The 24,153-nt window shown below is 55.8% G+C and carries 21 protein-coding genes, 1 tRNA gene and 1 pseudogene; 10 read left to right on the top strand and 13 right to left on the bottom strand.

Annotation, left to right across the window (positions count from 1 at the left end; all coding sequences use genetic code 11):
- Positions 1 to 231: 231 nt before the first annotated feature.
- The gene (locus ENN66_01100; GenBank protein HDS15230.1) at positions 232 to 1,083 is read right to left on the bottom strand and encodes a hypothetical protein; all 852 of its coding nucleotides are present in this window, start codon (positions 1,081 to 1,083) and stop codon (positions 232 to 234) included.
- Between the two features lie 88 nt (positions 1,084 to 1,171).
- Positions 1,172 to 2,830: a polyamine aminopropyltransferase gene (locus ENN66_01095; GenBank protein HDS15229.1), complete on the bottom strand. Its 1,659-nt coding sequence runs from the start codon at positions 2,828 to 2,830 to the stop codon at positions 1,172 to 1,174.
- A gap of 103 nt (positions 2,831 to 2,933) precedes the next feature.
- Between ENN66_01095 and ENN66_01090 the strand changes: the two genes are divergently transcribed.
- Positions 2,934 to 5,648: a response regulator gene (locus tag ENN66_01090; protein HDS15228.1), complete on the top strand. Its 2,715-nt coding sequence runs from the start codon at positions 2,934 to 2,936 to the stop codon at positions 5,646 to 5,648.
- Between the two features lie 14 nt (positions 5,649 to 5,662).
- Here ENN66_01090 and ENN66_01085 read toward each other — a convergent pair whose 3' ends face one another.
- On the bottom strand, positions 5,663 to 6,688 hold the full coding sequence (locus tag ENN66_01085) for a glycosyltransferase family 9 protein (protein ID HDS15227.1): 1,026 nt from the start codon (positions 6,686 to 6,688) through the stop codon (positions 5,663 to 5,665).
- Complete coding sequence (rfaP, locus tag ENN66_01080; GenBank protein ID HDS15226.1) at positions 6,685 to 7,515, bottom strand: lipopolysaccharide core heptose(I) kinase RfaP; 831 nt, start codon at positions 7,513 to 7,515, stop codon at positions 6,685 to 6,687. Before rfaP ends, ENN66_01085 begins: the two co-directional genes overlap by 4 nt.
- Positions 7,516 to 7,905: 390 nt before the next feature.
- Between rfaP and ENN66_01075 the strand changes: the two genes are divergently transcribed.
- The 4 genes from ENN66_01075 to ENN66_01060 all read left to right on the top strand — a co-directional run bounded on the left by ENN66_01075 (position 7,906) and on the right by ENN66_01060 (position 11,552).
- On the top strand, positions 7,906 to 9,390 hold the full coding sequence (locus tag ENN66_01075; protein HDS15225.1) for a glutamate--tRNA ligase: 1,485 nt from the start codon (positions 7,906 to 7,908) through the stop codon (positions 9,388 to 9,390).
- Between the two features lie 168 nt (positions 9,391 to 9,558).
- Positions 9,559 to 9,795: a hypothetical protein gene (locus ENN66_01070; GenBank protein HDS15224.1), complete on the top strand. Its 237-nt coding sequence runs from the start codon at positions 9,559 to 9,561 to the stop codon at positions 9,793 to 9,795.
- A 26-nt stretch (positions 9,796 to 9,821) separates the two neighbouring features.
- Positions 9,822 to 10,808, top strand: coding sequence for a methyl-accepting chemotaxis protein (locus ENN66_01065; protein HDS15223.1), 987 nt, complete (start codon positions 9,822 to 9,824; stop codon positions 10,806 to 10,808).
- A 24-nt stretch (positions 10,809 to 10,832) separates the two neighbouring features.
- Positions 10,833 to 11,552, top strand: coding sequence for a hypothetical protein (locus tag ENN66_01060; GenBank protein ID HDS15222.1), 720 nt, complete (start codon positions 10,833 to 10,835; stop codon positions 11,550 to 11,552).
- Between the two features lie 234 nt (positions 11,553 to 11,786).
- On the opposite strand, the gene ENN66_01055 is transcribed toward ENN66_01060, so the two are convergent.
- Positions 11,787 to 12,359 (bottom strand): epoxyqueuosine reductase QueH, encoded by a 573-nt coding sequence (locus ENN66_01055; protein HDS15221.1) that lies wholly within the window; start codon positions 12,357 to 12,359, stop codon positions 11,787 to 11,789.
- A 156-nt stretch (positions 12,360 to 12,515) separates the two neighbouring features.
- On the opposite strand from ENN66_01055, the gene ENN66_01050 reads away from it, so the two are divergent.
- The 3 genes from ENN66_01050 to ENN66_01040 all read left to right on the top strand — a co-directional run bounded on the left by ENN66_01050 (position 12,516) and on the right by ENN66_01040 (position 15,756).
- Positions 12,516 to 12,592 (top strand) — tRNA-His (locus ENN66_01050).
- Between the two features lie 334 nt (positions 12,593 to 12,926).
- Positions 12,927 to 14,282: a Trk system potassium transporter TrkA gene (gene trkA, locus ENN66_01045; protein HDS15220.1), complete on the top strand. Its 1,356-nt coding sequence runs from the start codon at positions 12,927 to 12,929 to the stop codon at positions 14,280 to 14,282.
- A 19-nt stretch (positions 14,283 to 14,301) separates the two neighbouring features.
- Positions 14,302 to 15,756 (top strand): TrkH family potassium uptake protein, encoded by a 1,455-nt coding sequence (locus tag ENN66_01040; GenBank protein ID HDS15219.1) that lies wholly within the window; start codon positions 14,302 to 14,304, stop codon positions 15,754 to 15,756.
- An 84-nt stretch (positions 15,757 to 15,840) separates the two neighbouring features.
- Here the strand turns inward: ENN66_01040 and ENN66_01035 are convergent, their stop codons facing one another.
- The 4 genes from ENN66_01035 to ENN66_01020 form a co-directional block, all read right to left on the bottom strand.
- The gene (locus ENN66_01035) at positions 15,841 to 16,449 is read right to left on the bottom strand and encodes a peptidylprolyl isomerase A (GenBank protein HDS15218.1); all 609 of its coding nucleotides are present in this window, start codon (positions 16,447 to 16,449) and stop codon (positions 15,841 to 15,843) included.
- 171 nt (positions 16,450 to 16,620) lie between these two features.
- Positions 16,621 to 16,914: a hypothetical protein gene (locus ENN66_01030; protein HDS15217.1), complete on the bottom strand. Its 294-nt coding sequence runs from the start codon at positions 16,912 to 16,914 to the stop codon at positions 16,621 to 16,623.
- Between the two features lie 127 nt (positions 16,915 to 17,041).
- Complete coding sequence (locus tag ENN66_01025) at positions 17,042 to 18,364, bottom strand: PhoH family protein (protein HDS15216.1); 1,323 nt, start codon at positions 18,362 to 18,364, stop codon at positions 17,042 to 17,044.
- A 65-nt stretch (positions 18,365 to 18,429) separates the two neighbouring features.
- Positions 18,430 to 18,984 (bottom strand): rhomboid family intramembrane serine protease, encoded by a 555-nt coding sequence (locus ENN66_01020; GenBank protein HDS15215.1) that lies wholly within the window; start codon positions 18,982 to 18,984, stop codon positions 18,430 to 18,432.
- Between the two features lie 169 nt (positions 18,985 to 19,153).
- On the opposite strand from ENN66_01020, the gene ENN66_01015 reads away from it, so the two are divergent.
- Together ENN66_01015 and ENN66_01010 are read left to right on the top strand one after the other, a co-directional pair.
- Positions 19,154 to 20,974, top strand: a complete 1,821-nt coding sequence (locus tag ENN66_01015; GenBank protein HDS15214.1) for a type II/IV secretion system protein — start codon at positions 19,154 to 19,156, stop codon at positions 20,972 to 20,974.
- 181 nt (positions 20,975 to 21,155) lie between these two features.
- On the top strand, positions 21,156 to 21,614 hold the full coding sequence (locus tag ENN66_01010) for a hypothetical protein (protein ID HDS15213.1): 459 nt from the start codon (positions 21,156 to 21,158) through the stop codon (positions 21,612 to 21,614).
- A gap of 33 nt (positions 21,615 to 21,647) precedes the next feature.
- Here the strand turns inward: ENN66_01010 and ENN66_01005 are convergent, their stop codons facing one another.
- From ENN66_01005 to ENN66_00990, 4 genes and pseudogenes are all read right to left on the bottom strand, one after another.
- Complete coding sequence (locus ENN66_01005; GenBank protein HDS15212.1) at positions 21,648 to 22,031, bottom strand: response regulator; 384 nt, start codon at positions 22,029 to 22,031, stop codon at positions 21,648 to 21,650.
- Positions 21,979 to 22,815, bottom strand: a complete 837-nt coding sequence (locus ENN66_01000; protein ID HDS15211.1) for a hypothetical protein — start codon at positions 22,813 to 22,815, stop codon at positions 21,979 to 21,981. The genes ENN66_01005 and ENN66_01000 overlap by 53 nt, the downstream gene beginning before the upstream one ends.
- Positions 22,816 to 22,873: 58 nt before the next feature.
- A complete protein-coding gene (locus ENN66_00995; GenBank protein HDS15210.1) occupies positions 22,874 to 23,824 on the bottom strand; it encodes a PAS domain S-box protein in 951 nt (316 codons plus the stop codon).
- Positions 23,661 to 23,930 (bottom strand): annotated as a pseudogene (locus ENN66_00990) (PAS domain-containing protein). Before ENN66_00990 ends, ENN66_00995 begins: the two are co-directional and overlap by 164 nt.
- Between the last annotated feature and the right edge of the window lie 223 nt (positions 23,931 to 24,153).

Below are 24,153 nucleotides of genomic sequence, written 5' to 3'. Positions count from 1 at the left end.
GCGACTGGTAAGTTCATGATCGAGGTCGTAGCCGGCGACCCGGTTGTGAATCAGTTTGCCGATGACCATGATGGCCAGGATGGCGAGCAGATAAGTGGCCGCCACCGGTTGCAGCAGGTCAAGAATGGGCCTGAAAGATAAGAAACTGAACATGTCTGATTCCTCAATGGTTGGCAGGGTTTAAATCTTGTGCCGGCCGGGTGTGTTTTTTACCGGGCCGGTTTGTCAGGCTCATTTGCCGCCGAAGCGCCCGCCGCTGCGACCGAAGCCGCTGCTGCGGCGCACCGAAGGGAGCGTAGGCCGGGTCGCGGGCCGCCCGAAAGCCGTGCCCTTGAACTGACTGGAGGGGTTGCGTTGCTGAAAACTTCTTTGTGAAGCGGTTGGTTGCCGCAGTGGTTTTTTGATGCCCCGGGCCGCATTTTTGCCGGCGTTGGGCGAGGTTTCCCGATTCTGTATGTTGCTGGCCGTGACTTTTCTCAGATTTCTCTGGCCGGCGGTGCGGCGTTGATAATTCTCCTGGGAAACCGGACTGTAGGGCCGGTAGGAATTGGGGTAGTTGCCGTGGCCCCAAGGGGAGCTGTAGAAGGAATGAGGTCGGAAAAGCCAGGCCATGAACAACATGTCGCTCAAGCCGAAACTATTGTGATAATAGTGCTGTTGCCCGTAAATCTGAGGGTTGCCCTGAACTTCGACCTCGACCTTGTCGGAGCCCTGTTTGGCTATGGCGATGGTGGCGACTTCCTGGGTTTCGCCGGCGGCGGGCTCCACGGTCAGGGAAAAGCCCCTGCTCTCCTGGCTGCCGTATTCGGTCACCTTGATATAGTCGACCTGTCCGTCCTCGTTGAGATCGAGGTTGTTGATGCCGGTTTGCGGGTCATTGAGAAGGCGCTCCAGGGCCGCCGCGTCTTCGGCTTTCTGCAAAAGCGCGCCGATACAGGCCAGATCCAGGCCGTCGGCGGCGTAAACCATGGTCTGGACGTTGACGTTGTATTGTTTTTCGCTCCGGCCGGCAGGCCAGAAAAAGGAAATCAAGGCCAGAAAAAAGAAGATTCCGGCCAAGATTTTGAAAATTTTTTCATTCATGCGTAAGCTTCCCCTTAGTTTTAGTTTTGCGGGTTCGGCAAAAACAAAAACCCGGCTGCGTTCAGAGTTGCGGCAAGCAGGTTGCGATTCAATAGCCGGACTGCCATCCCCTCAGATAATAGGTTAATAATTTATGATTAGCAAGGGTGTTTATCTCGGTTTCTGCGGTCTCCAAATAATTTCTGCCGAAATTGAGTGAGCTTTTGATCAGGGCCGGGGTCAGATACCGGGTCTGTATTTTTAAATCGATAATTTCATTAAGGCTCTCTTTAAGTTGGGTGGTCGACCGGCTTTCCCCGCGACCACCCAGCCACCAGCCCCATTCGCCGAACGAAGGGATGTTATCGTGGTAGGGAATGACACTCAGGCCGGCAGCCGTCATGCTGCGGCCGATGCAAAGAAAGGCCTCACGGGCGTGATGGGGTGAGGTTGCCTGCTGAACGAAGATGCCGTCGCGGGCCAGCCGTTCACCCAAATGTCGGTAGAAAGTTCGGGAATAGAGTTTGGTCAGCTCCTCGCTGTTGGGATCGGGAAAATCAACGATGATGATATCGAATTTGCCGGCCAGCTGCTCAACCAGCAAGGCGGCGTCGAGGTGGACCAGGCTGATCTCGGCGACCTTGCGCGGGTCTTGCCGAAACTCTCTTTTTTGGCTGGAAACCAGAAGGTCTTTACTTCCGGGTTTTGGGGTCAGACTGTGATTTTCGAGGATTTTGACCCGGGAATCAACCAGACTTCCCTGATTGAGTTTGAGGAACTCAGGGTGGTTGCGGGCCAGGCTGGTCATTTCCGCGTCCAGGTCGCAGAGGACCAGTTCCGTGACGCCGGGATATTTGAGCACCTCGCGGGCGGCCAGACCGTCGCCGCCGCCGAGGATCAGGACGCGGCGGGCTTCCGGGACCAGGGCGAAGGCGGGGTGGACCAGATTTTCGTGGTAAAGATGCTCGTCGGAGCTGTTGAACTGCAGGTTGCCGTTGATATAGCAGGAAATCTCGGCGGCTTTCGAGCGGGTCAGGACGATATGCTGAAAGCGGGTTGTCCGGCTCAGGATAATACGATCGCGATAGAGGTATTGCTCGGCATGAGAGGTCATGCCCCTGGCGTCCGCGAAGCCGAAGATCAAAAACAGGGTTGCGCCCAGGAGCAGGCTCCAGAGGCGGCCGCGCAGACTGACCCGGACATGAAAGTAAACCAACAGAATGGCGGCGGCGGCCAGGTTGCAAAGACCAAGTAGAAAGGCGCTTTCAATCAGGGTGAAGAATTTGGGCAGGAAAAAGACCCAGGTCAGGGCGCCCGCCAGGGCGCCGATATAATCCATCTTCAGAACCTTGCCCAGATTGACCTTGAGATGGCTGGTGTAAACTTCGTTCAGGCGGGCGATCAGCGGTAACTCAAACCCAAGCAGCAGGCCGATGCCACAGATGAAGGCATACTGCACCGGAATGTAGTATCCCGGAGCCATGCCGTAGGTGAACAGCAGCGCCAGCGGCCCGATGGCGCCCAGAATGCCGAGGAGTATTTCAGCCCCGATGAACTTGTCAAGCAGCAGCTGGTCGTCAAGTCTTTTCTGCAGATCGGCTCCGATGCCCATGCAGAACATCATGGCTCCGATTACCAGGGCCCATTGGCGGGCCGAGTTGCCGAGCAGGTCGGCGGCGACGCGGCTCAGGGTGTATTCATAGGCGAGGCCGCAGCCTCCCATGATGAAAGTAGCCAAGTAGAGGACGAAGGAGGCGGAGATAGTCATGCCTCTGGCTACAACGAACCCTGGCCGGAAGTCAAGGAAAAAGCCGGGTGCCCGCCGGTGGCCGAAAAATAACTTGATATTAATAGGTGATTACGTTTATTAAATGACGGGTCCGCCGGTTGCACCCCGGCGACCTTGTTTACTTCGATGGCTTGGCTGCTTTTTAGGGACTTGGAAATCTGATGATGCGAAGCCTATGGAAAAACTGACTTATCTCAAATTTTTTCTCGTGCTCCTGCTCCTTCTGAGTCTGTTTTGTGGGGGCAGCTATCTTCTTTATGATCATTTCACCTCCCATTTTATTTCCAAAATGGAAAAAGAACAGGGCATGCTTGCCGAGCGGGTCTCCGATAATCTCCAGCTTTATCTTAAACGCGTGCGGCAGACCGTGACCGCGGTGCTCAACTCCACGACTGTTCAGGCGGAAGATGTCAGGGGACTGATTTCCAGCCGTTTTAAATTGCTCTGGGAAATCTATCCCGAAATTTTCCATCTGGCTTTCGTGGCGGCCGACGGTGAGGTTTACTATACCGGATCCGACGGTGATTTTATGCCCTTGGGTTTACCTTTGCATGAGATTTACGAGTGGCAGCATTTTGAAGGTGAATTCTCGGCTGCGGGCGAGGACGGACAGATTCAAGAACGGTTGACGGTTCTAATGCAATATGTACCGGAGCTTTTCCGGGTCAGGCCGGTGCCCGTCATCGTTTTCAGTAAAAGGATAGTTTTCCGGGGTGAATATGTCGGAATGATACTGGTGCCTTATAATTTTGATTTCATGTTTTCCTCCTTTTGCCGGAGTCTAGCGCTGGAGAAAAGCCGCGAAATTGTCGTGGTTGATGATCGTGGTGAAGTTGCTTTTTCTTCTTTGCCGGGACTGCTCGCGAAGCTTTTTTATCCGGCTTACGGCCTGTCTTCCGCTTTTTTCCCGAACGGCCAGCTTTGCCTGGTCGACGACGCGCAACTTCCCCTGGTAACCGCCGCCCTAGCCAATGGCAGCGCCTTTTCGACGAATCTGGATATCCTGACCGGGGGGGAGGCGGTTTCATATCTGGCCACGTTTAAAAAAATGTCCCTCATCAAGCCGGATTGGACGATCATGGTGGCCACCCCCCGGGAAAAAACCGACCGACTCATGTTTGGTCTGGTGCTGCCGGTAATTACTTTATGCGTGGCCTTCATTTTGGCCGTGGTTTTTTTCGCGGTTTACATGTTCAGCCGGCTGAGCCGGGCGGTCCAGAAAAATGCCATTTACCAAGCCGCTCTGGCATCCAGTGGAGATGGGGTCCTGATTCTCGACGAACAGGGCCGTCGGCTTTTCTGTAACCAGGCTTACCTGGAGATTGTCGGGGAAGACGCCGGCGCGAAAAGCGGGGATTTGTTTGCCGGCGGCGCCGAAGGGCGGAGCAAGGGTTTGCCGGAGAATCTCTTTAAATATCTGGCCGATCATGGTCGCTGGCAGGGAGTGGTGACTTATCGTCAGGGGCCGGATTCACCGAGGGCGGAAGTCAGCCAGAATTTTTCCGAGATTTTCCGGGGTGGCCGTAAGCTTGGTTATATCAGTAATCTGCATGATATCAGCGAGGAACGGCGGCTGCAGCGGGAAGTCGAGATCTACAGCGAATTTCTGCATAAGGAGGTGGAGCGTCAGACCGAGGTTATTGTTCAGGCTCAGAAAATGGAAACCGTCGGGATTCTGGCCGCCGGTTTTGCCCACGATTTCAACAATCTGCTCGCCAGCATGCAGGGGAATCTGGAGTTGATTGAAGTGATGCTGGTCTCGTCTCCGGAAAAAGCGGGTCGTTATGTCGAGAAGGTGAAACAGATTTTTACTCAGGCGGCCGATCTGACCCGCCAGATCATCATGTTTTCGCGCAAGGAGGTCGGGCTTACCGAGCCTATAAATGTGGCGGAGTTGATCGAAGCGGTCATGGTACTCGTGCCCCCGACCCTGCCGGCCGAGATTTCTTTTGTCTGTCTTGAAGACAGCGATGAGCTTAAACTTGAACTGGAAAAATCAACTGTGGTGCAGGCGATTTTAAACATCGTGCTCAACGCCGGAGATGCCCTGGCGGAGGTGGAGACGGGCGGCCAGATCAGGATTGTCGCAAAAGCCAGGTTTGTCGACACCTATCTGGGCCGGCGTCTCAATCTGCAGGAGGGGAAATGGTACGGTGAGATCAGTATCGCGGATAACGGTTGCGGTATTGCTCCGGCCATGATGAACCATCTCTTCGATCCTTTCTTCTCCACCAAGGAATGGACGAGCACCAAAGGCTCCGGTCTGGGATTGGCCATCGCTTACCGTACGATCGTCAATCATGGAGGGATCATCACAGTCCATTCCGAGCTCGGCGCGGGCAGTACTTTCACCGTCTATCTGCCGGTCGGCAGCGAGTCGGCAAAAAGGCTGCCCGCGGTCGCGGGTAAGGAGGGACCCCTGCAGGATCTGAAGGGCCGGGTCATCATGGTGGTTGAGGACGAAGAGCTTCTGCGCGATAGTGTCAAGGTCCTGCTGGAACTGCACGGAGCCCGGGTTGAGGTCGCCGGCGATGGTGAGGCCGCATTGGCTTTGTTGCCGCGTTTTTCATTTGACATAATCGTTCTCGATCTGGTGATGCCGAAGATGGGCGGGGAAAAATTTCTGGGTGAAATGCAGGCTCGTAAGATCAAGATTCCGGTTTTGATCATGACCGGAACCCTGAATGAAGGGTTCCGGGTCAGCAAACGCTTCCCGGTGGTCATGGACGTGCTGGAAAAACCGTTTTCGCAAAGACAGCTGCTGCAGCTCTGCTCCAGCCTGAGTCTGCCCTGCTAGCGGAAAGCGTTTTTTCAGGCCTGAAGCTCATCACACAGCCGATCGATCGCCGCCAGGACCTCCTCTGCCGCCAACTGATCCATACAAGCCCGAGTTTTTCTCGGGCAGGCCCGGCTGCCGTGGCGGGCGCAGGGCCTGCAGGCGAGCCCTTTTTTTTCGACGATCAGAGCCCGGTTGCGCCAGGGACCGAAACCAAATTCGGGAACCGTGGCGCAGAAGATGACCACGGTCGGAATCTTGAACGCTGAAGCCAGGTGCAGGGCCATGCTGTCATTGCAGACCATCAGACGGGCGTGCCTGGTCAGATACAGGGCCGCGTCGAGATTGCCCCGGCCGGCCAGGTTGATTACCTCAAGACCGGCGGCGACCTCATGACAGATTTCAACTTCTTCCCGATTTCCCATCAGCACGACCTTTAACCCTTTGTTGATCAGGTGGCGGGCGGTTTCCCGATAGCCGCCGGTAGACCATCTTTTGGTTTCCCAGGCGCTGCCCGGGGCCATCAGGGCGTAGCTGCCGGGAGCCGGCAAGGCTGTCTGCAGATCTTCGGGCAGTTCGTTTTTTCCCGGAGCGAAGAGGCGGAGCTCGTCCGAAAATTTCAGGGTCGGTGTGGCGTTCGATTCATCCTGAAGTAGGGCGAGGTTGCGCAAGACATCATGTCGGTCCAGGGGTCGGGGTCGGGTTTCGGAGTAGAAAAAGGCCAGCTTGGCGCCGGCAAAGCCGATGCGGTGGGGAATCCGGCTCCAGGCCAGAAGCAGGCTGGTGCGGGCCGAGCGATGCAGGGAAAAGACCAGGTCGAAATTTTGTTGCCGCAGGCGTAAGGCTTGTCGCCATAGGCCGCCGAGGCCTGTGGCCGAACCTCGTTTCGCGAACGGCAACACTCCGGTCAGCAAGGGGTCACGTTTGACCAGGTCGGCGGCCAGGGGGGTGGTCATCATCCAGAGCTCTGATTTCGGGTAGAGCTGTTTTATGGCCGCGATCAGCGGCGTTGATAAGATGGTGTCGCCGAGGAAACTGGTCTGGACCAGAAGAATTTTCATCGTGGCCCCCGGCGCTGGTATTCGCGGTAAAAGTTCTGCGCTCTTTTTTCAACCCGCCGCCAGAGAGCGGCTTCTCGGTCCAGGGCCACGCGCCAGGGTTGTCGGCTGTAAAGCGAGATGAAGCGCAGCTTGTCCCGCAGGGTCAGACCGATTTCAAAACTGGAAAAATACAGGGCGGCAAGGTCCTTGATTCGCCAGCGTCGGGGCAGATGGTGGTGTCGGCGGACACGGTGCAGGTCGATCAGATGCAGAATCGGGTCGGCGGGGTTCCGGACCTGGCCGTTTTCGAGCTCAAGCAGAAAGTGACAGATGTAGAGGTCGCAATGATTCATGTCGGCGCGGTGCAGGGTGCCGCTGATCTTTGCCACCCGTGAAAGCAGCCGGCGTTTGAGAACCGGGTCCGGAGCGTTGGTTTTCCAGGAAAGGCAGAAGTCCTCCAGGCTTTCCGTGTTTTTCAGCTCGCGGGTGATGACAAATGATTCCCGGGTCAGAGGGTTTTGTCCCCGGCGACCCCAGGCAACCAGAGGCGTGGTTGGAATCTTGAGTTTTTCGAGCCATTCGATGGCTCGCCATTCGGGTTCTGCGCCGGGGTTGAAACCTTTCAGGCGCAGCAGATTCTTCAGAAAAAGCCGCCAGCCCGGGCCTTGATGAAGTTTAGCGAAATAGCTTTGCCCGGCAATCGTGAAACGCAGGGTCCGGCGGCCGTCTTTTTCCCGGTAGACCGTACCGCTCAGGGACATTATCCGTTGCCAGGGGTCATCCTTGAGCCAGCCTTGGCGCCAGGCCTCGGGGATGACAAAAATCTCGGTTGTAGTTTTTTGGGACATGGTTTATAAATTGGACTATATCTTTCAAGTAGACTATATTTTTCAATGCAACTGCAATTGTAACTATTCAACGCCGCTGATTTCAGCTTGTATTGAGATGTGAAAATCAGGAAAAGCAGAGGACATGACCTGATCTCTGCAAGAAATCGGGATCGTGTCCCCCGATTTTCCGGGATGGCTGCATAGTTACCTGTAATTTACATCGATACGATGTGTTCAGGTGCGGCCTGATGCTTTTTGGTAAAAGGCGAACACTACCGTAAACAGGCTGGTTTTGGCAAGAAAATAGCGAATCCGGAAGAAAGCTTCGCAACGGAAGCCTGGTTTTTTATGTAACCGCCGGTGAATTAGTTTATGCTTAATGGGGAAGGTGGAGTTGATAATAAAGTGATGAGTGAAGAAATAAGAGTGCGTTTTGCGCCGAGTCCGACCGGCTATTTGCATATTGGCGGGGCCCGCACCGCGATCCTGAACTGGCTTTATGCCCGTCAGAATCATGGCAAACTGATCCTGAGAATTGAGGATACCGATACCGAGCGTTCGACCGCGGAGATGACTCAGGGTATTCTCGATGGTCTTGTCTGGCTTGGTATCGACTGGGATGAGGGGCCTTTTTATCAATCGGATTTTATTGCGGAGCATCAGGCCGCGGCGGCCGCGCTGCTGGCTTCCGGCCATGCCTACAAGTGTTTTTGCACCAAGGAGGAACTTGAAGCCAAAAGAGAACAGGCGCGGGCCGCGAAGGATGATTTTCGCTATGATCGCCGCTGCCGCCGGCTGAGCGCGGATGAAGTCGCGTCCCGGGAGGCGGCCGGTGAGCCCTACGTTATTCGTCTCAAGGTTCCGGAAACAGAGGGAGCCGTGGTCTTTGATGACGCCGTCTACGGCACCATCAGCAAACGCTATCATGATATCGAGGATTTTGTCATTGTCCGGGCCAACGGACAACCTCTTTATTTACTTTCCAATGTGGTTGATGACGTTCGCGATCGCATCACTCATGTCATTCGCGGGCAGGATGGTCTCGGCAATACTCCGAAACAGATTCTTTTGTATCAAGCCCTGGGCCGGAAACTGCCGGTTTTCGCGCATATGAGCCTGACTCTTGATCCGCAGAGAGCGAAAATCTCAAAACGCAGTCATGGCGAGCTGGTGGCGGTTCACTATTACCGCGAGCATGGTTTCCTGCCCTGGGCGCTGGTCAATTTTCTGGTGCTGTTGGGCTGGTCCAACCCCGAGTCGCGGGAAATCTTTTCTTACGAGGAACTGTTGGAGGCCTTTAACTTCGCCGGTCTGAATCGCGCCAATGCGATTTTTAATGTCGACAAGAATGATCCTAAATTCATTACCGATCCCAAAGCTATCAACATGAACGCCCATTATCTCAGGACGATGCCCTTGGCGGAGCTGGCGCCCTATGTCCGGGCCGAACTTGAGAAGGCCGGTCTCTGGCGCGAGGCCTATGACGACGCGGAGTGGGAGTGGTTCTTGGCGACGGTTGACCTGATTCGCGCCCGTTATCATTTGCTGACCGATTTCGCCACTCTCGGCCGGCCCTACTTCAGTGATGATGAAGAGGTCGTTATCGAGGAAAAGGCCAGACATAAGAATCTGGATAAGTTTCCCGGGTTGCGGGAGTGGCTGCCGCAGCTGGCGGAGCGTCTCGAAGCCTTGCCCGCTTTTGACGAGGCGGCGGTTGAAGAAACCATGCGCCGGCTGGCGGACGAGGTCGGGGTTAAGCCCGGAGTGATTATCAATGGGGTCCGGACCATGGTCACGGGCCAACTGGCCGGCCCCGGAATCTTTGAGATCATCACTACCATGGGCCGGCGGCGAATCGTGGCCCGCCTGCGTCGGGCCGGCCGGGTGGTTTAAGCGGCGGAAGAGTTGTTTTCTTTGAAAGTATTTATGAAATTATATACGGTGGCTGCCGATAGCTTCGGGGCTGCGGGGGCATTCTCGCTTTTGGAGTAAACTTTCGTACAGGTTAGGTTGTTTTTTTATCCGCTCTTACAGCAAAGGCTAAAAAAAAAGGGGTGGACCATGAAAAAGAGAAAGCTCAGCACCAGAATCCTGATTCCGATAACGCTGGTGACGATTGTCTTCGCGGTCGCCATCTTTGTCCTCGGCAGCATGACCCTGAATCGTCTGATTGAAGACAGCCTCGATAATAAACTGGCGGCCGCTAAAGTCGTCGATATTGAAAATCGGCAGCAGCAGATTGCCGAAAAGGCTCTGGCCGAGGCCGCCCTTTTTGGGCAGGCCGAAGCCGTGCTCTAGGCCTATAAGAGGCCCACAAGGGTGACTTGAGGGTCGATGAAGACCCGCACGTGGCTCAGGGCAGGGCCCTGCTGCTGAACTATTTATCCCCTATTGAGAAAGGCTATCTTGAGACCCTGGGGCTTGAGAGTTTTCAACTGCATTTTCACCTGCCGACCAGTCGCAGTTTTTTACATCTCTGGGATAAAAGACAGAGCAAAGCCGATGACATGAGTTCCTTTCGCGAGACCATCGGCAAAATCGCCACGCCGCCGCATAAAGCCCTGACCGGAATCGAGATCGGGCGCGGCGGCTTTGCCCTGCGCGGAATCGCCCCGGTCAGGACGGTCGCGGGCCGTTATCTGGGTTCGGTGGAAGTGCTTTCCAGTTACGATCCTCTGGTAAAGAGCTCAATCGCCAACCGGCACGAAACCATCGCGGTCTACATGAACAGCGAGTTTCTTTCCATCGCCACCCTGCTTAAAGACCAGGGCAAATATCCGGTCGTGGGCGGCAAATATGTGCGGGTCACCTGCACGGCGGCGGCGATCAGTGATGGTCTGGTGCCTTCCAGCCTTCTGGATCGTGGCCGGGAGGGGGTTGCTCAGGAATACCGGGGCAATTACATGCTGACGGCTTTCCCGGTCAAGGATTACCAGCAGCGGCAGATCGGAGTCATGGTTTATGTTTATGATGCGAGTGAGCGTTTCAGCTTGCGCGAACGGACCAAGTGGAATATCGCCCTGCTGTCCCTGGCCCTGCTCGGGATTATTTGTCTGGTGCTGGTTCTGGTCTTGCGGACGGTGACCAGGCCTCTGGAGCAGGCCGTCGGCGGACTCAAGGAAGCCGCCGATCAGGTGACCTTGGCCGCGCACGAGATTTCCGGTTCGAGTCAGATCCTGGCGGAAAGTTCATCCGAACAGGCGGCGGCGGCGGAAGAGACCGGATCTTCGCTCGAGGATGTCGCTTCCATGGCCCGCCACAACGCGGAAAACGCCAACTCGGCTAATCTTTTGTCCGGGCAGATGGATTAGGCCACGGAAAAGGGCAAGCAGGTGATGGTGCGCATGAACGCGGCGGTGGGTGAGATTAAAAAATCCTCGGATGATACGGCGAAGATCATCAAGGTGGTTGAGGAAATCGCTTTTCAGACCAACCTGCTGGCCTTAAACGCGGCGGTTGAGGCCGCGCGCGCCGGAGAGGCCGGTGCCGGTTTTGCTGTGGTTGCCGAAGAGGTTCGTAATCTGGCCAAGCGCAGTGCTGAATCGGCCTCCGAAACCTCGCGCCTGATCCAGGATTCAGTCGGCAAGGCCAATCAGGGGGTTGAACTGACGGCCGAGGTCGACAAGGTTCTGGAAGAAGTGGTCGGCCATGTCGCCAAGGTGAAAAGCCTGGTCGGAGAAATTGCCGCGGCGTCCGGGGAACAATCGGAAGGCATTAATCGGATTACCAACGCGATCAGCGAGATTGAGAAAACGACCCAGGGCAATGCGGCGACGGCTGAAGAGACCGCGGCGGCGTCGGAAGAGCTCAACGCCCAGGCCGAGATGTTGCGTGAGATGACGAATCAGATCAATGCGGTGATCGGGGGCAGCCAGGACAGCGGATTTTCCCGCAACAAGCCTACGGTTGCCGGACGCAAGCCTAAGGAGCGCGGTCTGCGGAGCGCGAAGCTTCCATCCCGGAAAGCGACCGGGAAACGGGCCTTGCCGGCCAAGACCACACCCGCGCAGATCATTCCTTTCGATGATGATCAGGATGATTTTGATGATTTTTAGAGCCTTCCAGGTTAGGTTCTTGTTTTTTTTCAATATTTTTTCAACCGCAAAAACAAGAAAATGTTAAGTGCTTCACGGGTTATCCCCGAAGGGGATGTCCCGATGAAGAAACTTATCCCGCTCTGCTGGGCCTGATGAGAGTACTTATTTGTGACTAACGGAAATACCTTTAGGTACGGGCCGCTAGACCCCTTTGGGTTGCGGGGCTCGCTTCCGCATTAGATGAATCGGGCTTTACGCTTGCAGCGGGTCTTCGGACGCGCTGTGAGCGTAAAGTTTCGGTTTGCCCAGATAGCGTTCCCCTTCACTGTAAATGCAACCGCAGTATTGCTGCCGGTACATTCCTCGAGCTTTTGAAATCTCAATGCCTGCACGCCAGCCGGCGCGGAAATCCTCGTAATAAAATTCGACCCCGTAGCGGTGTCCGATTTCCCGGCCGAGTTCGACAATTTTTTCATGCTGTTGAAATTTGCTGTAAAGCAGGGTGGTGGTGTAGGCGTCATAGCCGCTTTTATGGGCGATGCGGGCCGTTTTTTCCAAGCGGTCATGATAACAGAACAGGCAGCGCCGGGTTTCGCGAAAGGCGGCATTGCGGAGAAATTCAAGCAGGGGGTAACGTTCATCGACAATCAGCGGCAGGTTCTCCGCCGCCGCCCAGTCGGCCAGGGTCGCCCGCCGTTTTTCCCATTCCGTATGGGGATGGATGTGGTTGTAAAAAAAGGCTCGGAGTTGATGGCCCTGGCGGCGCAACTGGGCGATCGGGTAGATCGCGCAGGGTCCGCAGCAGCAATGAAGTAGAATTTTCATCTTTGAGTTCTCGGTTCAGGCGCGGGCGGTGGTGCCCGATCGAATTTTTTGTTTAACGGACGGTGATCCGGCATATTTTCAGGTTGACAGAAGGCCGGTTTTCCATTATTTAGTGTCCCCTTCGCGCCGGTTTTTTAACGGCGGAGTTTTTTTGTGGTGGGTGTAGCTCAGTTGGTTAGAGCGCAGGATTGTGGCTCCTGAGGTCGAGGGTTCGACCCCCTCTACTCACCCCATAGTGACGGCAAACCCGGGCCTGGAATGAGAATGAGAAGTTCTCCGGGCCCGGGTTTTTTTCGACCATCGATGTCTGTGCGAACCGCTTTGTTCTGGTGGAAGCAGACCTTGATTTTCTCTGTCGCAGGGGTTTAAACGGCCTTTTGGGCGTTTGCCCACAGCCTTGCAACACGCTGAATTTCTATTCCGATTGACCGTCCTTGTCAACCCTTTTTGTTTTCTGGTCGGAGGTCCCGTCCGGCGTGCTTGGTTGACTTTCAATTTCCGGTCTGCTAGTTCTGCGAAGCTTAAGTTAAGTTATGGTCTGATTCCGGCAATGGGGGAGTACGACGGATGAAAATCGTTATTTCCGGTTCCGGCGAGGTCGGCTTTCACCTCGCTGAACAGTTGGTAGCCAGCCATCAGGATGTCGTTCTGATAGAAAAAGATCCGCTGCGGGCCAAATTTGTCGCGGACCATCTGGATTGTCTGGTGGTTCAGGGAGAGGGCAGCAATCCTTCAACCCTGGCCGAGGCCGGGGTTGAAGGAGCCGATACCTTTATCGCGGTATCCAACCTGGACGAGGTCAACATCGTTTCCTGCCTGATGGTGGCCAATGAGTTCAAGGTTAAAACCAAAATCGCCCGGGTGCGCAGTGTTCAGTATCGCCGCAGCGGAATTTTGAGCCATTCGTTGCTGGGAATCGATTATGTGGTTAATCCGGAAGTTGAGGCCGCCCGCGCGATCATGAATGTCGTTGCCTATGGCGCGACCGGCGAGGTGCTGCTTTTCGAGGATACCGATATTCAGTTGCGCAATATCTTTATCGATGAAAAATCGCCCTTTCGTAACCAAACCCTGCGCGAACTCCGCCACGAAATCCGTTATAATTTTATTGTCGCCGGAATCAGTCGCGGCGACGAGGTGATTATTCCTTACGGGGACACCGTGATTTATGAAGGAGATCGGGTTTATATTGTTTCCAGCCATCACAGCATGGAGCGCATTTTTGCCCGGACCGGACGTTTTCGTCATAAACTGCACCATGTCGTGGTCATCGGCGGCGGTAAAATCGGCTGCTATGTAACAGAATTCCTGCTGGCCACCGGGCGCAGCGTCAAGATCGTGGAAAAGGATTACCAGCATTGTAAATATCTGGCGGAGCGTTTTCCTGAAGCCCTGGTCATCAATGAGGATATTGCCGATGAAAAGCTCTTCGAGGATGAACAGCTGCATCTGGCCGATCTTCTGGTTTCCACGACTCCGGACGAGGCCCTGAACATGCTGACGGCGATTTACGCCAAAAGCATGGGGGTCAAGAGAGTGGTGCCGGTGGTCAACAAATCAAGCTATCTTAATATCGCCGATAAACTCGGAATTGACGCCACGGTCAGCCCCAAGGCCAGCTCCGTCAGCGCCATCCTCAAGTATATTCGGCGGGGCAACGTCAAACGGGTGCATTCGATTTTCGACGGCAAGGCCGAAGCTATTGAATTTACGGTGGGAAACAGCAGTCGCATGGTCGGCAAAATGATCAAGGAGCTGTCCCTGCCCAACGGTTCGCTGGTGGTCGCGGTCAACCGGCCGCAGGGCGCGGGCAGTAAAAATTTTGTTCCCCATGGTGAATTTGTGATCGAGGCCGGTGATAATGTCGTGACCTTCGCCAAATCAGAGCAGGTCGATTCCCTGGAAGAGCTCTTTTTACATTGATGGAGCAGGGCGAACCGGTATGCATCCGCTGATTATTCTGAGAATTGTCTGTTATCTGCTGTTGATTGTTTGCGCCTTCATGCTGACGGCGGTGGGCATGGCCCTGTTCTACCGGGAGGCGGCGGTGATTCACTCTTTTGCCTGGCCGATCCTGACCGTCGCCTTCGGGGCGGTGGTTTTTTTGTGGCTGACCCGGGCTTCCGGTCGGGGTCAGCCTTCCTTCAAGGATGGTTTTCTGTTCGTGGTCGGAGGCTGGGGAGCGGTCGCCTTGCTCGGGGCGTTGCCTTTTTATCTTTCCGGCAGCATTCCCTCTTTTTGTGATGCCTATTTTGAAACAATTTCCGGTTTTACCACGACAGGGGCCTCAATTCTCAAGGATATCGAGGCGCTTCCCCGGGCGCTGCTCTATTGGCGGTCGCTGACGCACTGGCTCGGAGGCATGGGTATCGTCGTGTTGACGGTGGCTATCCTGCCCCTGCTGGGCGTGGGGGGGCTGCAATTGGTCAAGGCCGAGGCCCCGGGACCGACGGTTGATAAGATCACCCCGCGCATCGCCGAGACCGCCAAGTATCTCTGGTATATTTACTTGGGGTTGACAGTGCTGCAAACCCTGCTGCTGAAGTTTGGCGGCATGGATTTTTTCGACGCTCTGACCCATACCTTCGCGACCCTGGCGACAGGTGGCTTCTCCACGCGCAACGCCAGCGTGGCCTATTATGACTCCGCTTATATCGACTGGGTGATCACGTTGTTCATGGTGGCGGCGGGAATGAATTTTGTCCTGCATTTCCGGCTGCTGACCGGTGATTTCCGCAGCCTCTTGCGCAATACCGAGCTGAAAGCCTATGGCCTGATTTTTGTCGGCGCCAGTCTGCTGGTCGCCGGTGGGCTTTACTTTAACCAGGTCTATCGAAGTCCGATCGAGTCCTTGCGTTTTGCCGCTTTTCAGGTGGCCTCGATTCTGACCACCACCGGCTTTGCGAGCGCGGACTACGAAAGCTGGCCTTACATGGCCCAGGCGATTATGTTGCTGCTGATGTTTGTCGGGGGCTGTTCCGGTTCCACCGGCGGCGGCGTCAAGGTGATCCGGATTGTCACGCTTTTCAAACAGGCGGTCAATGAGATGAAATTCTTGATTCATCCCAAGGCGGTCTTTCCCTTGCGTTTTTCCGGCAAGGTTGTGCGTAAGAACATCGTCTATGCGATTTCAGGCTTCTTTTTTCTGTATATCGCCATGCTTCTGCTGGTGACCTTTGTCGTCAGCCTGTCCGGAATTGATCTGCTCAGTTCACTTTCGGCGGCGCTGGCCACGCTTGGTAATATCGGACCCGGTTTCGGCCTGGTCGGACCGACCGACAACTATGCTCATTTTCCCAATGCCATCAAATGGGTTCTGAGTTTTGCCATGCTTGCCGGCCGTCTGGAGCTTTATACCGTGGTCGTGCTTTTCATGCCCACTTTCTGGCGGCGTTAAATCCGTGCCGGGAGCATCCCCCGCGCACGGAACGCTTGTCTAGGTGGCCGGGAATCTCAACATTGATCCGGTCGTCCGGGTCAGCTATTTGCCCGGACTTGCGGTCTGCGCCCGGCGGGCTGAAATAATCAGCACCGCTGCCTCCGGAACATCCTGATACGATCCCCTGGTGGTGGTTTTAACCCCGGCAATCTGATCAATCACGCTGACGCCCTTGACTACCTTGGCAAAAACGGCGTAACCGAAATCCCGGCTCCCGTGATCAAGGGCGCTGTTATTCTTGAGGTTGATGAAAAACTGGCTGGTGGCGCTGTTGATCTGCGGAGTGCGAGCCATGGAAAGGGTAGCCCGTAGGTTGCGCAGACCGTTGTCGGCTTCATTTATGATCGGTGCCCGGGTTTCCTTTTTGTTCATTTCCTGATCAAAACCGCCGCCTTGAATCACGAAGCCGGGAATGACGCGATGGAAAATGGTGTTGTCATAAAAACCGGCATCGACATAGTCGAGGAAATTCTGTACGCTGATCGGCGCCTTGTCCGGATAAAGCTCTATTTCCATGGTTCCCAGGCTGGTTTCCATGATTACCAGGGGATAGGGGCTCGTGTCGGTTGCGCTCGTGGTCGCCGCCGCGCCCAGGCCCAGGGCTGAAAAAAGAAAAACTCCGCTCCATAGTAAAATTTTTATTGCCGCCATGTTTGTTTTCTCCTGTCGTTTTGGTTATTGACTGAAACGGTTGTTTTTTAGTGCCGCACAGATTATTTTCGGTTTGAAAAAACAAGAAAATGATCTGATGAAAGTACTTGTTTGCGGGCCGACAAGGCCTCTTGGTTTGCGGGGTTTATTCCCGCATTAGTTTCGGGGCCCTTACCCTTTCTGGGCCGCCAGCCATTTTTCGAGAACCGCGACAATCTTGGCCGCCTGCTCCCGGTTTGAAATATTGAATTTTGATTGGGGCAGATAGTTGCCCTGAACCTTACGGTAGCGCCTGATCGTGAAAAGGTCCTTGCCGAAGGCCTCGGTTTTTTTATCCCATTGCCGATAACGGAAAAGAATTGTCGTCCAGGCTCCACGAGTCAGAATCTCCTTGTCAAGTTCCTTGACCAGCTGCTGGCCGTCCTCCTCGTAGTTCAGGGTTATCTCGTCAACCGTTTCCGCCATGATTATCTCCTTTTCGTGCTTTACAGGTTGTCTCCTGGTTTCCGCTTCCAGGTAAATTTATAAATAGCGATGTAACGCCGGCGCCCGCAGTCCGCGCCGGTCCGGCGGCTGCGCGAAGGTCTCGCTTCTAAAGCAGGTTGCTGGCCAGTTCCGCCAGTTGCGAGCGTTCACCTTTTTCCAGATTGATATGGGCGTAGAGCTTTTCTCCCTGCATCTTGGCGATGATATGGCTTAAGCCGTTGGAATGGCTGTCGAGATAGGGGTGGTCGATCTGAAAGATATCACCGGTAAAGACAATTTTGGTGTTCTCGCCGGCCCGGGTGATAATGGTCTTGACCTCATGCGGGGTCAGGTTCTGGGCTTCGTCGACAATGAAGAAAATCTTTACCAGGCTGCGACCGCGAATATAGGAAAGCGCGGAAATTACCAGCTTTTCCTCCTCCAGCAGATCGCGGAAATGGGGGGCGTTCTTGCCTTCGCGATTCTGGGCCTGAATGACGCCGAGATTGTCAAACAGGGGTTGGGTGTAGGGCGAAATTTTGGAGCTGATATCGCCGGGCAGATAGCCGATGTCCTTGTTGCTCAAGGGGACGATCGGTCGAGCCAGATAGATCTGCCGGTAGAGGCTGCGTTGTTCCAGGCCGGCGGCCAGGGCCAGCAGGGTTTTGCCGGTGCCGGCCTTGCCTGAGATGGTGACCAGGGGAACCTTGGGGTTGAGCAGGGCGTCGAAGGCGAAAATCTGCTCGGCGTTGCGCGGCATGATCGCGGAGACGCTTCTTTTTTCAACGCGGCGCAGCAGGCCGCTGTCGGCGTCATAAGCGGCCAGGGCCGATTTGCCGGTTGAGCGCAGAATGATATATTCGTTAGGCCGCAGGGGGTTTTCCAAAGGCAGGTCATTCGGACCCAAGGGGGCGGTGTCGCCGTAGACGCGGTCGATAAGTTCATCGCTTACGCCGGCGACGGTCCGGGTGCCGGTATAAAGGGTTTTGATATCCTTGATATGGTCACTGGTGTAATCCTCGGCCAGGACGCCGACCGCCTTGGCCTTCATGCGCAGGTTGACGTCCTTGGTCACGAGAACGACTTTTCGTTCCGGATGCTGCCGGCTGATGATGAAGGCGAGATTGAGAATATGGTGGTCCTTCTTGGCGGGGCTGAAGCTGGTGCTGATTTCCGGGGCCAGTTCTTCGTCAAGGCGAATGCTGATATTGCCCCGGCCGGGTCCGAGCGAGACCCCGTGATCAAAGATCGTGTCGCCGCAGAGCTCGTCCAGGGTGCGGACAAATTCACGGGCATGGTAATTGATGATTTCGTTGCCGCGCTTGAAGCTGTCGAGCTCTTCAAGTACGGTTATCGGAATGATGATGTCGTTGTCGGCGAAGTGCTGGAGCGAGGAACTGTCATGCAGGATCACATTGGTGTCGAGGACAAATATTTTTTTTTCAGACATGTTTTTTCTCCGTCATCATTCCGAAAAAGGTTGCGGGAAATTCGCGGGTGGGTCCGTTTCTCGGTTTAGCGCCGGTGGCCCCGGATCAGGCCGTAAAAGGCGCCGACAACGCCGCCCGTCAGATGCGCGAACTGGGAAATGTTGTCCTTGCCGAAGCTGCCGTGGAGTTCGTTGCCGAGATAGAGCAGGGCGACCAGGATCAGGGTCAGCGGGATTTCGCCGGCCCGAATGTTGGCACAGGAACTCAGGAGAATGAGCATGAAGACAATGCCGCTGGCTCCGAGCAGGCCGGTATTGAAAAAAACGGCGTTTAGCAGGGCGGTCAGCAGGGCTGTGACCAGGATCATTTCCAGTAGCAGGGCGGAGCCGAATTTTTCCTCGTTGAGGGGTCCGATCAGCAGCAGCAGGGAAAGGTTGGCGCTCAGGTGGGGAAAACTGCCGTGTCCCAGAATGTAAGTGAAAAACTGGATGTAATGTAGGGGGATCGGGCCTTGCAGGCCGGGGTAGGCGGTGAAAAAGGTCGCGGTTGTCGCTCCTCCGGTAAGTTGGTGGGCAGCCATGGCAAGGCCGCAGAAAAGGGCCAGGGTTAAAGTAACCGGTGCGTTATAACGAATTCTCATGGCGCTAAAATAGGGATTTGCCGGGGCCTTGTCAAGCTGATTTTATCGGGCGGGCGCCCATGATTCGCGGCTTGACGGCGGTTGTTGGGTCGGTGTATGGTGCAGGCCGGAGTATGGATCGGTCCGGCTTGGTGGTCGCGGCCCTCATTTTATCAGTTCAGGAAGAACCATGGACCTTGAAGGGATCACGATTTTTGCCGCGCGCTGCCTGCACGGCCGGCCCCTGGAACTCGATTTTCTCCTGCGCGAGCTTCAGGACGATGGTTTTATCGGCCCGGACGACGCCGAAAACTGTCGCCGCTCCGCTCAGATCAAGAGAGGGTTGCCGTTGCATCCCCTGGCTCTGATCGGGGCCCTGCAGCTTACCGATCGGCGGACTCCGGGCGGCTTGTTGACGGTGGAGGAGCTGACCGGCTGGCTGGCCGCGAAAACCGGTCTGCCTTATCTGCGGATCGATCCTCTGAAGCTTGAAGTTCACGCCATTACCGGTCTCAACCTGCCGCGTGCCTATATCGATCGTTTCAATATCATGCCGGTCAAGGTCGAGGAAAATCGGGTGGTGATGGCCACGGCTGAGCCTTTTGTCGATGACTGGGTCAAGGAACTAAGTCAGGTTCTGCATAAGGATATTGAACGGGTAATCGTTAATCCCGTTGATATTCAGCGCTATCGGCAGGAGTTTTTCAGCCTTGCCGAATCGGTGCGTGGTGCCAGCGACGGGAAGCATGCGGTTTCCCGGATTTCCGATTTCGAGCAACTGGTCACCCTGGGCCGGGCCGGCAAGCTTGATGCCGGCGACCAGCATGTGGTTCATATCGTCGACTGGCTCCTGCAGTACGCTTTTGATCAGCGGGCCAGCGATATTCATCTTGAGCCCCGGCGCGAGAGCGGCAATATTCGCTTTCGCATTGATGGGGTTCTACACCAAATTTACCAGGTGCCGCTCAACGTCATGACGGCCGTGACCAGTCGAATTAAGGTTTTAGGGCGCATGGATGTCGCTGAGAAACGCCGGCCCCAGGATGGTCGTCTGAAAACCATTACTCCTCAGGGTGAGGAGGTCGAGCTTCGGCTGTCAACCATGCCGACCACCTTCGGCGAAAAGCTGGTGATGCGGATCTTCGATCCCGAGGCCCTGAAGAAATCGTTTAAAGACCTAGGCTTCAGCGAGGAAGAGCTGAGAACCTGGCGGGGCATGGTCGAGAATCCGCATGGGATTATTCTGGTTACCGGACCGACCGGCTCGGGTAAGACGACCACCCTGTATGCCACCCTCAGGCATCTGGCCCGACCCGAGCTCAACGTTTGTACGGTGGAAGACCCGATTGAAATCGTCGACCCCAAACTCAACCAGATGCAGGTTCAGCCCGCCATCGGGGTCACCTTTGCCAGTGGGGTTCGGACCCTGTTGCGCCAGGACCCGGACATCATCATGGTCGGCGAGATTCGTGATCTGGAAACCGCTGAAATTGCGGTGCAGGCCTCCCTGACCGGTCATCTAGTGCTTTCGACCCTGCACACCAACGATTCTGCTTCCGCGATCACCCGTCTGCTTGATCTCGGGGTTTCCGATTTTCTGCTGCAGGCGACCTTGCTTGGCATCACGGCCCAGCGCCTGGTGCGCACCCTTTGTCCCTTTTGCAAACAAGCGGGTCCCCTTGACCGTCAACAGTGGCATTTGCTGACCGCTCCGTGGAAGATTCGGCGGCCGGAACTGGTCTATCACGCCGTCGGCTGTCCCGAATGCCGGCGTACCGGCTATCTTGGCCGTACCGCGATTTTTGAGATCATGCTGGTTACTCCGGATCTGGTGGAGCTGATCAACTCTTCCGTCAATCTGGAGGTTCTGCGGCGGCAATCGGTCCGTGACGGCATGCGCCCTTTACGCTTGAGCGGAGCCCATGCCGTGGCCGCCGGCCTGACCACCCCGGAGGAGGTTTTCAAAGTGGCTCCGCCGCCCCGCAATCTTGGTCACTGGCAGGAAGACTGAGTTGTGGCCGCAACCCTGGGACTTTCTGGGCAGGTTTTTTAAGTCGGCGGTGGCTGGTCATGAAATAACGATTGACAACGGATTTGACCCGGTGTTAACGCCGCCGGCGTGGCCGTAGCCTCTGCGCTGGAGGCTACGGTCGGATCCGCAACCCTTAGGCAAGAGTGAAAAAAGGAAGCCCATGGCGGCGAAGGTCGTCGATATTACGGAGATTCTGGCGCGGCGCCGGACTCTGGACAATTCGGTCGAGGATGAGCAATCCTGGCTGGAAATTCAGGCGTCGCTGGCCGAACTTGATCGCAAGTTGAATGCTATCGGCCCGGAAGCTTTTGCCGCCATCAAGAAATATGTTTTGCTTGAACTGAAAATCATGTTGGGGCTGACGCCGCTGGAGGAAGACGACATCGAGAAGATAGTTCCGGTTTTTGCCGACGACATCATGGATCTCTATGACAGCGCGAACGAAGCCTGCTATTTCTGCAGTGACATGGTGGATCCACTGGAGGAAGCCTATGGCGAGTTTCATTCGGCCTGTCCGATCTGTGTCCTGAAACTGAAAAACTTTCTCGAAGCGGCCGGAGTGGACAACCCTGAAGCAATTCTCAGCCGAGCCAAAAGCCTGATGCCGGACGGCGATTAAAAACGAGGCGTGGGTTTCTTCCGGCTGCTCGCCTCAGGTCATCACCCTGTGCAGAAGTTTTTGCAGGTCTTCAACAATATAAGGTTTGTTGAGAACGCCGCAAAACCCATGGCGCTTATAATCAGCGAGGACCGGATCGTTGTTATAGCCGCTGGAGACCACGGCTTTCACCTGGGGATCACAGGCTCTGAGCAGCTTGATGGTTTCGCGCCCTCCCAGACCTCCGGGAATCGTCAGATCCATGATGACCAGGTCGAAATGTTGCTGTTGATAGATCTCCAGAGCCTGTCTTCCGTCGCCGACGGCCACCACCTCGCAACCGTAAGCACAGAGAAGTTCACTAAGAATTTCACAAATGGCGTCATCATCGTCCATGACCAGAATCCGCTTTGCCGCGATTTCGGGTTCTTTTGTCACCGGCGTTTTCCCCCCGGGCGGGCAGGCTGAGGCCGAGAGCCGGCAGCAGGACGGTGAATTCCGTGCCGCGGCCCGGTTTCGAACGGACTTCGATGTGTCCGCAATGCTTGGCGACGATCGCGTGAATCACCGACAGGCCCAGACCGCTGCCCTGTTCCTTGGTGCTGAAGAAGGGATCGAAAATTTTGTCATGCAGATCCGAGGGGATAGCGCAGCCCTGATCCCGCACCGAGATTTTCACATAGGGGCCGGGCTTGAGGGGCAGACCCGCGGCTCGCGGTGCGTTCAGCTCAAGATTGGCGCCGCTGATGGTGATGACGCCGCCCTGGGGCATGGCCTGAACCGCATTAAGTACCAGGTTCTGAATCACCTGGCTGATCTGGCCGGCGTCAACCTCGGCCGCCCAGAGCTGCGCGGGCAGCTCCAGCTGCAGGGCGATTTTTGCTCCGGTCAGGGAAAATTCAGCGGATTCGCGAATGATTTCGACCAGTGAAGCGGTTTCCTTGACCGGTTCGCCGCCCTTGGCGAAAGACAATAATTTTTGTGTCAGTCCGGCGGCCCGCTGGGCGGCCTTGAGGGCTTTTTCCAGATTGGGGCGGACCCGTGCGTCAAGCGGCGGAGCCAGACGCTGACCGGCGACCTCGATATTGCCGATTATTCCGGTCAGCAGGTTGTTGAAGTCGTGCGCGATGCCGCCGGCCAGCCGGCTGACGCTTTCAAGTTTCTTGAGTTTAAGCACCTCTTCCCGCAGGCGGACGCGGTCGGTGATGTCACGAAAAACCATGACTCCGCCGATGATCTCACTTTTTTCATTGTGAATCGGCGCCGCGCTGTGGGCGATTTTATAACGGTTGCCCCCGGCGTGAACGCAAGATGGTATCCTCTTCCGGTTCCAGGACCACCCCTTGGATAGCTTGCGCTAGGGGGTGGGCGGCGTTTTCCGCGCTGTGGCCCCGGACGAGTTCCAGGACTTCGCCGATTCGTCGCCCGCGGGCTTCGTTCTGGCTCCAGCCCGTCAGCTTCTCCGCGACGCGGTTCAGCAGGACGACGCGACCTTCGAGATCGGTGGTGACGACCGCGTCCCCGATGCTGCGCAGGGTGGTCAGCAACTGTTCCTGTTCATCGCGCAGGGACAGCTTGGTTTTTTTCAGGGCCTGCTCCGCCGCGAATCTGTCGGTGATGTCGATGGCGTTGCCCAGAATCATCGGTTCGCCGTGGTCATCCTCCAGCCTGATTCCGGAAAGCTCCCAGCGCCGTCGCGTGCCGTCTTTTCTGCAAATCAGACAGTCCCAGGAAGGGATCTGCTCGCTCGTCGCGAAACGGGCCACGGCTTGTTGCCGGCCGATTTCCTTGTCGGCGTCATCGAGGAGAGCGGAAAAGTGCATTTTCAGTAAATTTTCCCGGGCGTAGCCGGTCGCCTTCTCGCACAGCTTGTTGGCATAAGTGAAATAGCCCCGGCTGTCGTAAGTGTAGATCATTACCGGTGAATTCTCGGTGAAGGCCCTGAACCTCTCTTCGCTGCAGTTCAGGGCGGCCTCGCTTTTTTTCCTGGCCGTGATGTCGACGGCCGTGCCCAGAATCACGCTTTTCCCATGCAGTTCAAGGTTTTGCGCGCAAAGCTCAACCCACTTAACGTTCCCGTTTTTGGTTACGATTTTTACATCGTACGGAGTTGACGGCGCTTCCTTGTCGAAGCGCGCCCGGGTGCGCCTGATGGTCAGGTCGCGATCTTCCGTCCGGGTGCGCCAGCGCGAAAATCGGCAGCCGCGACAGTTCCTCCCGGTCGTACTCACACAAGGTGGCCATGAAATGATTGGCGTACAGGTTTTGACCCTGCTCGTTGATAACATAAATCGCCGCCTGGACATTGTCCGCGAAAACGTGAAAGCGGGTCTCTCTCTTCCAGGGCCAGCGCGGCCGCCGTTCGGGCCGCCGTTTTGTCCTCCAGCCGAACGCGCAAGGCGCGGTTCTCCCTTTCCAGGGCGAGAAGTTCTAGTCGCGGGCCTGTAAAGCATTTTGTGTAAACGGTCCGGGTTTGAGTTGTCAGTAAACCGGTAACCGGCCTTCAAATATGATTGAGAATTGGTTCAGGGCCGCCCTCCAGTCCCTGATCGGCATCGTC

The organism is Pseudomonadota bacterium (assembly GCA_011049115.1).
GTDB lineage: Bacteria > Desulfobacterota > Anaeroferrophillalia > Anaeroferrophillales > Tharpellaceae > DSCM01.
Note: the sequence above shows the minus strand (reverse complement) of the source record. Positions and strands in the feature narration are given on the sequence as shown.

What these genes read in the sequence shown, in the direction of transcription:
- ENN66_01100 (HDS15230.1), bottom strand. Translation starts at nt 1,083, where the DNA reads ATGAATGAAAAAATTTTCAAAATCTTGGCCGGAATCTTCTTTTTTCTG.
- ENN66_01095 (HDS15229.1), bottom strand. Translation starts at nt 2,830, where the DNA reads ATGACTATCTCCGCCTCCTTCGTCCTCTACTTGGCTACTTTCATCATG.
- ENN66_01090 (HDS15228.1), top strand. Translation starts at nt 2,934, where the DNA reads ATGACGGGTCCGCCGGTTGCACCCCGGCGACCTTGTTTACTTCGATGG.
- ENN66_01085 (HDS15227.1), bottom strand. Translation starts at nt 6,688, where the DNA reads ATGAAAATTCTTCTGGTCCAGACCAGTTTCCTCGGCGACACCATCTTA.
- rfaP (HDS15226.1), bottom strand. Translation starts at nt 7,515, where the DNA reads ATGTCCCAAAAAACTACAACCGAGATTTTTGTCATCCCCGAGGCCTGG.
- ENN66_01075 (HDS15225.1), top strand. Translation starts at nt 7,906, where the DNA reads ATGAGTGAAGAAATAAGAGTGCGTTTTGCGCCGAGTCCGACCGGCTAT.
- ENN66_01070 (HDS15224.1), top strand. Translation starts at nt 9,559, where the DNA reads ATGAAAAAGAGAAAGCTCAGCACCAGAATCCTGATTCCGATAACGCTG.
- ENN66_01060 (HDS15222.1), top strand. Translation starts at nt 10,833, where the DNA reads ATGGTGCGCATGAACGCGGCGGTGGGTGAGATTAAAAAATCCTCGGAT.
- ENN66_01055 (HDS15221.1), bottom strand. Translation starts at nt 12,359, where the DNA reads ATGAAAATTCTACTTCATTGCTGCTGCGGACCCTGCGCGATCTACCCG.
- trkA (HDS15220.1), top strand. Translation starts at nt 12,927, where the DNA reads ATGAAAATCGTTATTTCCGGTTCCGGCGAGGTCGGCTTTCACCTCGCT.
- ENN66_01040 (HDS15219.1), top strand. Translation starts at nt 14,302, where the DNA reads ATGCATCCGCTGATTATTCTGAGAATTGTCTGTTATCTGCTGTTGATT.
- ENN66_01035 (HDS15218.1), bottom strand. Translation starts at nt 16,449, where the DNA reads ATGGCGGCAATAAAAATTTTACTATGGAGCGGAGTTTTTCTTTTTTCA.
- ENN66_01030 (HDS15217.1), bottom strand. Translation starts at nt 16,914, where the DNA reads ATGGCGGAAACGGTTGACGAGATAACCCTGAACTACGAGGAGGACGGC.
- ENN66_01025 (HDS15216.1), bottom strand. Translation starts at nt 18,364, where the DNA reads ATGTCTGAAAAAAAAATATTTGTCCTCGACACCAATGTGATCCTGCAT.
- ENN66_01020 (HDS15215.1), bottom strand. Translation starts at nt 18,984, where the DNA reads ATGAGAATTCGTTATAACGCACCGGTTACTTTAACCCTGGCCCTTTTC.
- ENN66_01015 (HDS15214.1), top strand. Translation starts at nt 19,154, where the DNA reads ATGGACCTTGAAGGGATCACGATTTTTGCCGCGCGCTGCCTGCACGGC.
- ENN66_01010 (HDS15213.1), top strand. Translation starts at nt 21,156, where the DNA reads ATGGCGGCGAAGGTCGTCGATATTACGGAGATTCTGGCGCGGCGCCGG.
- ENN66_01000 (HDS15211.1), bottom strand. Translation starts at nt 22,815, where the DNA reads ATGGTTTTTCGTGACATCACCGACCGCGTCCGCCTGCGGGAAGAGGTG.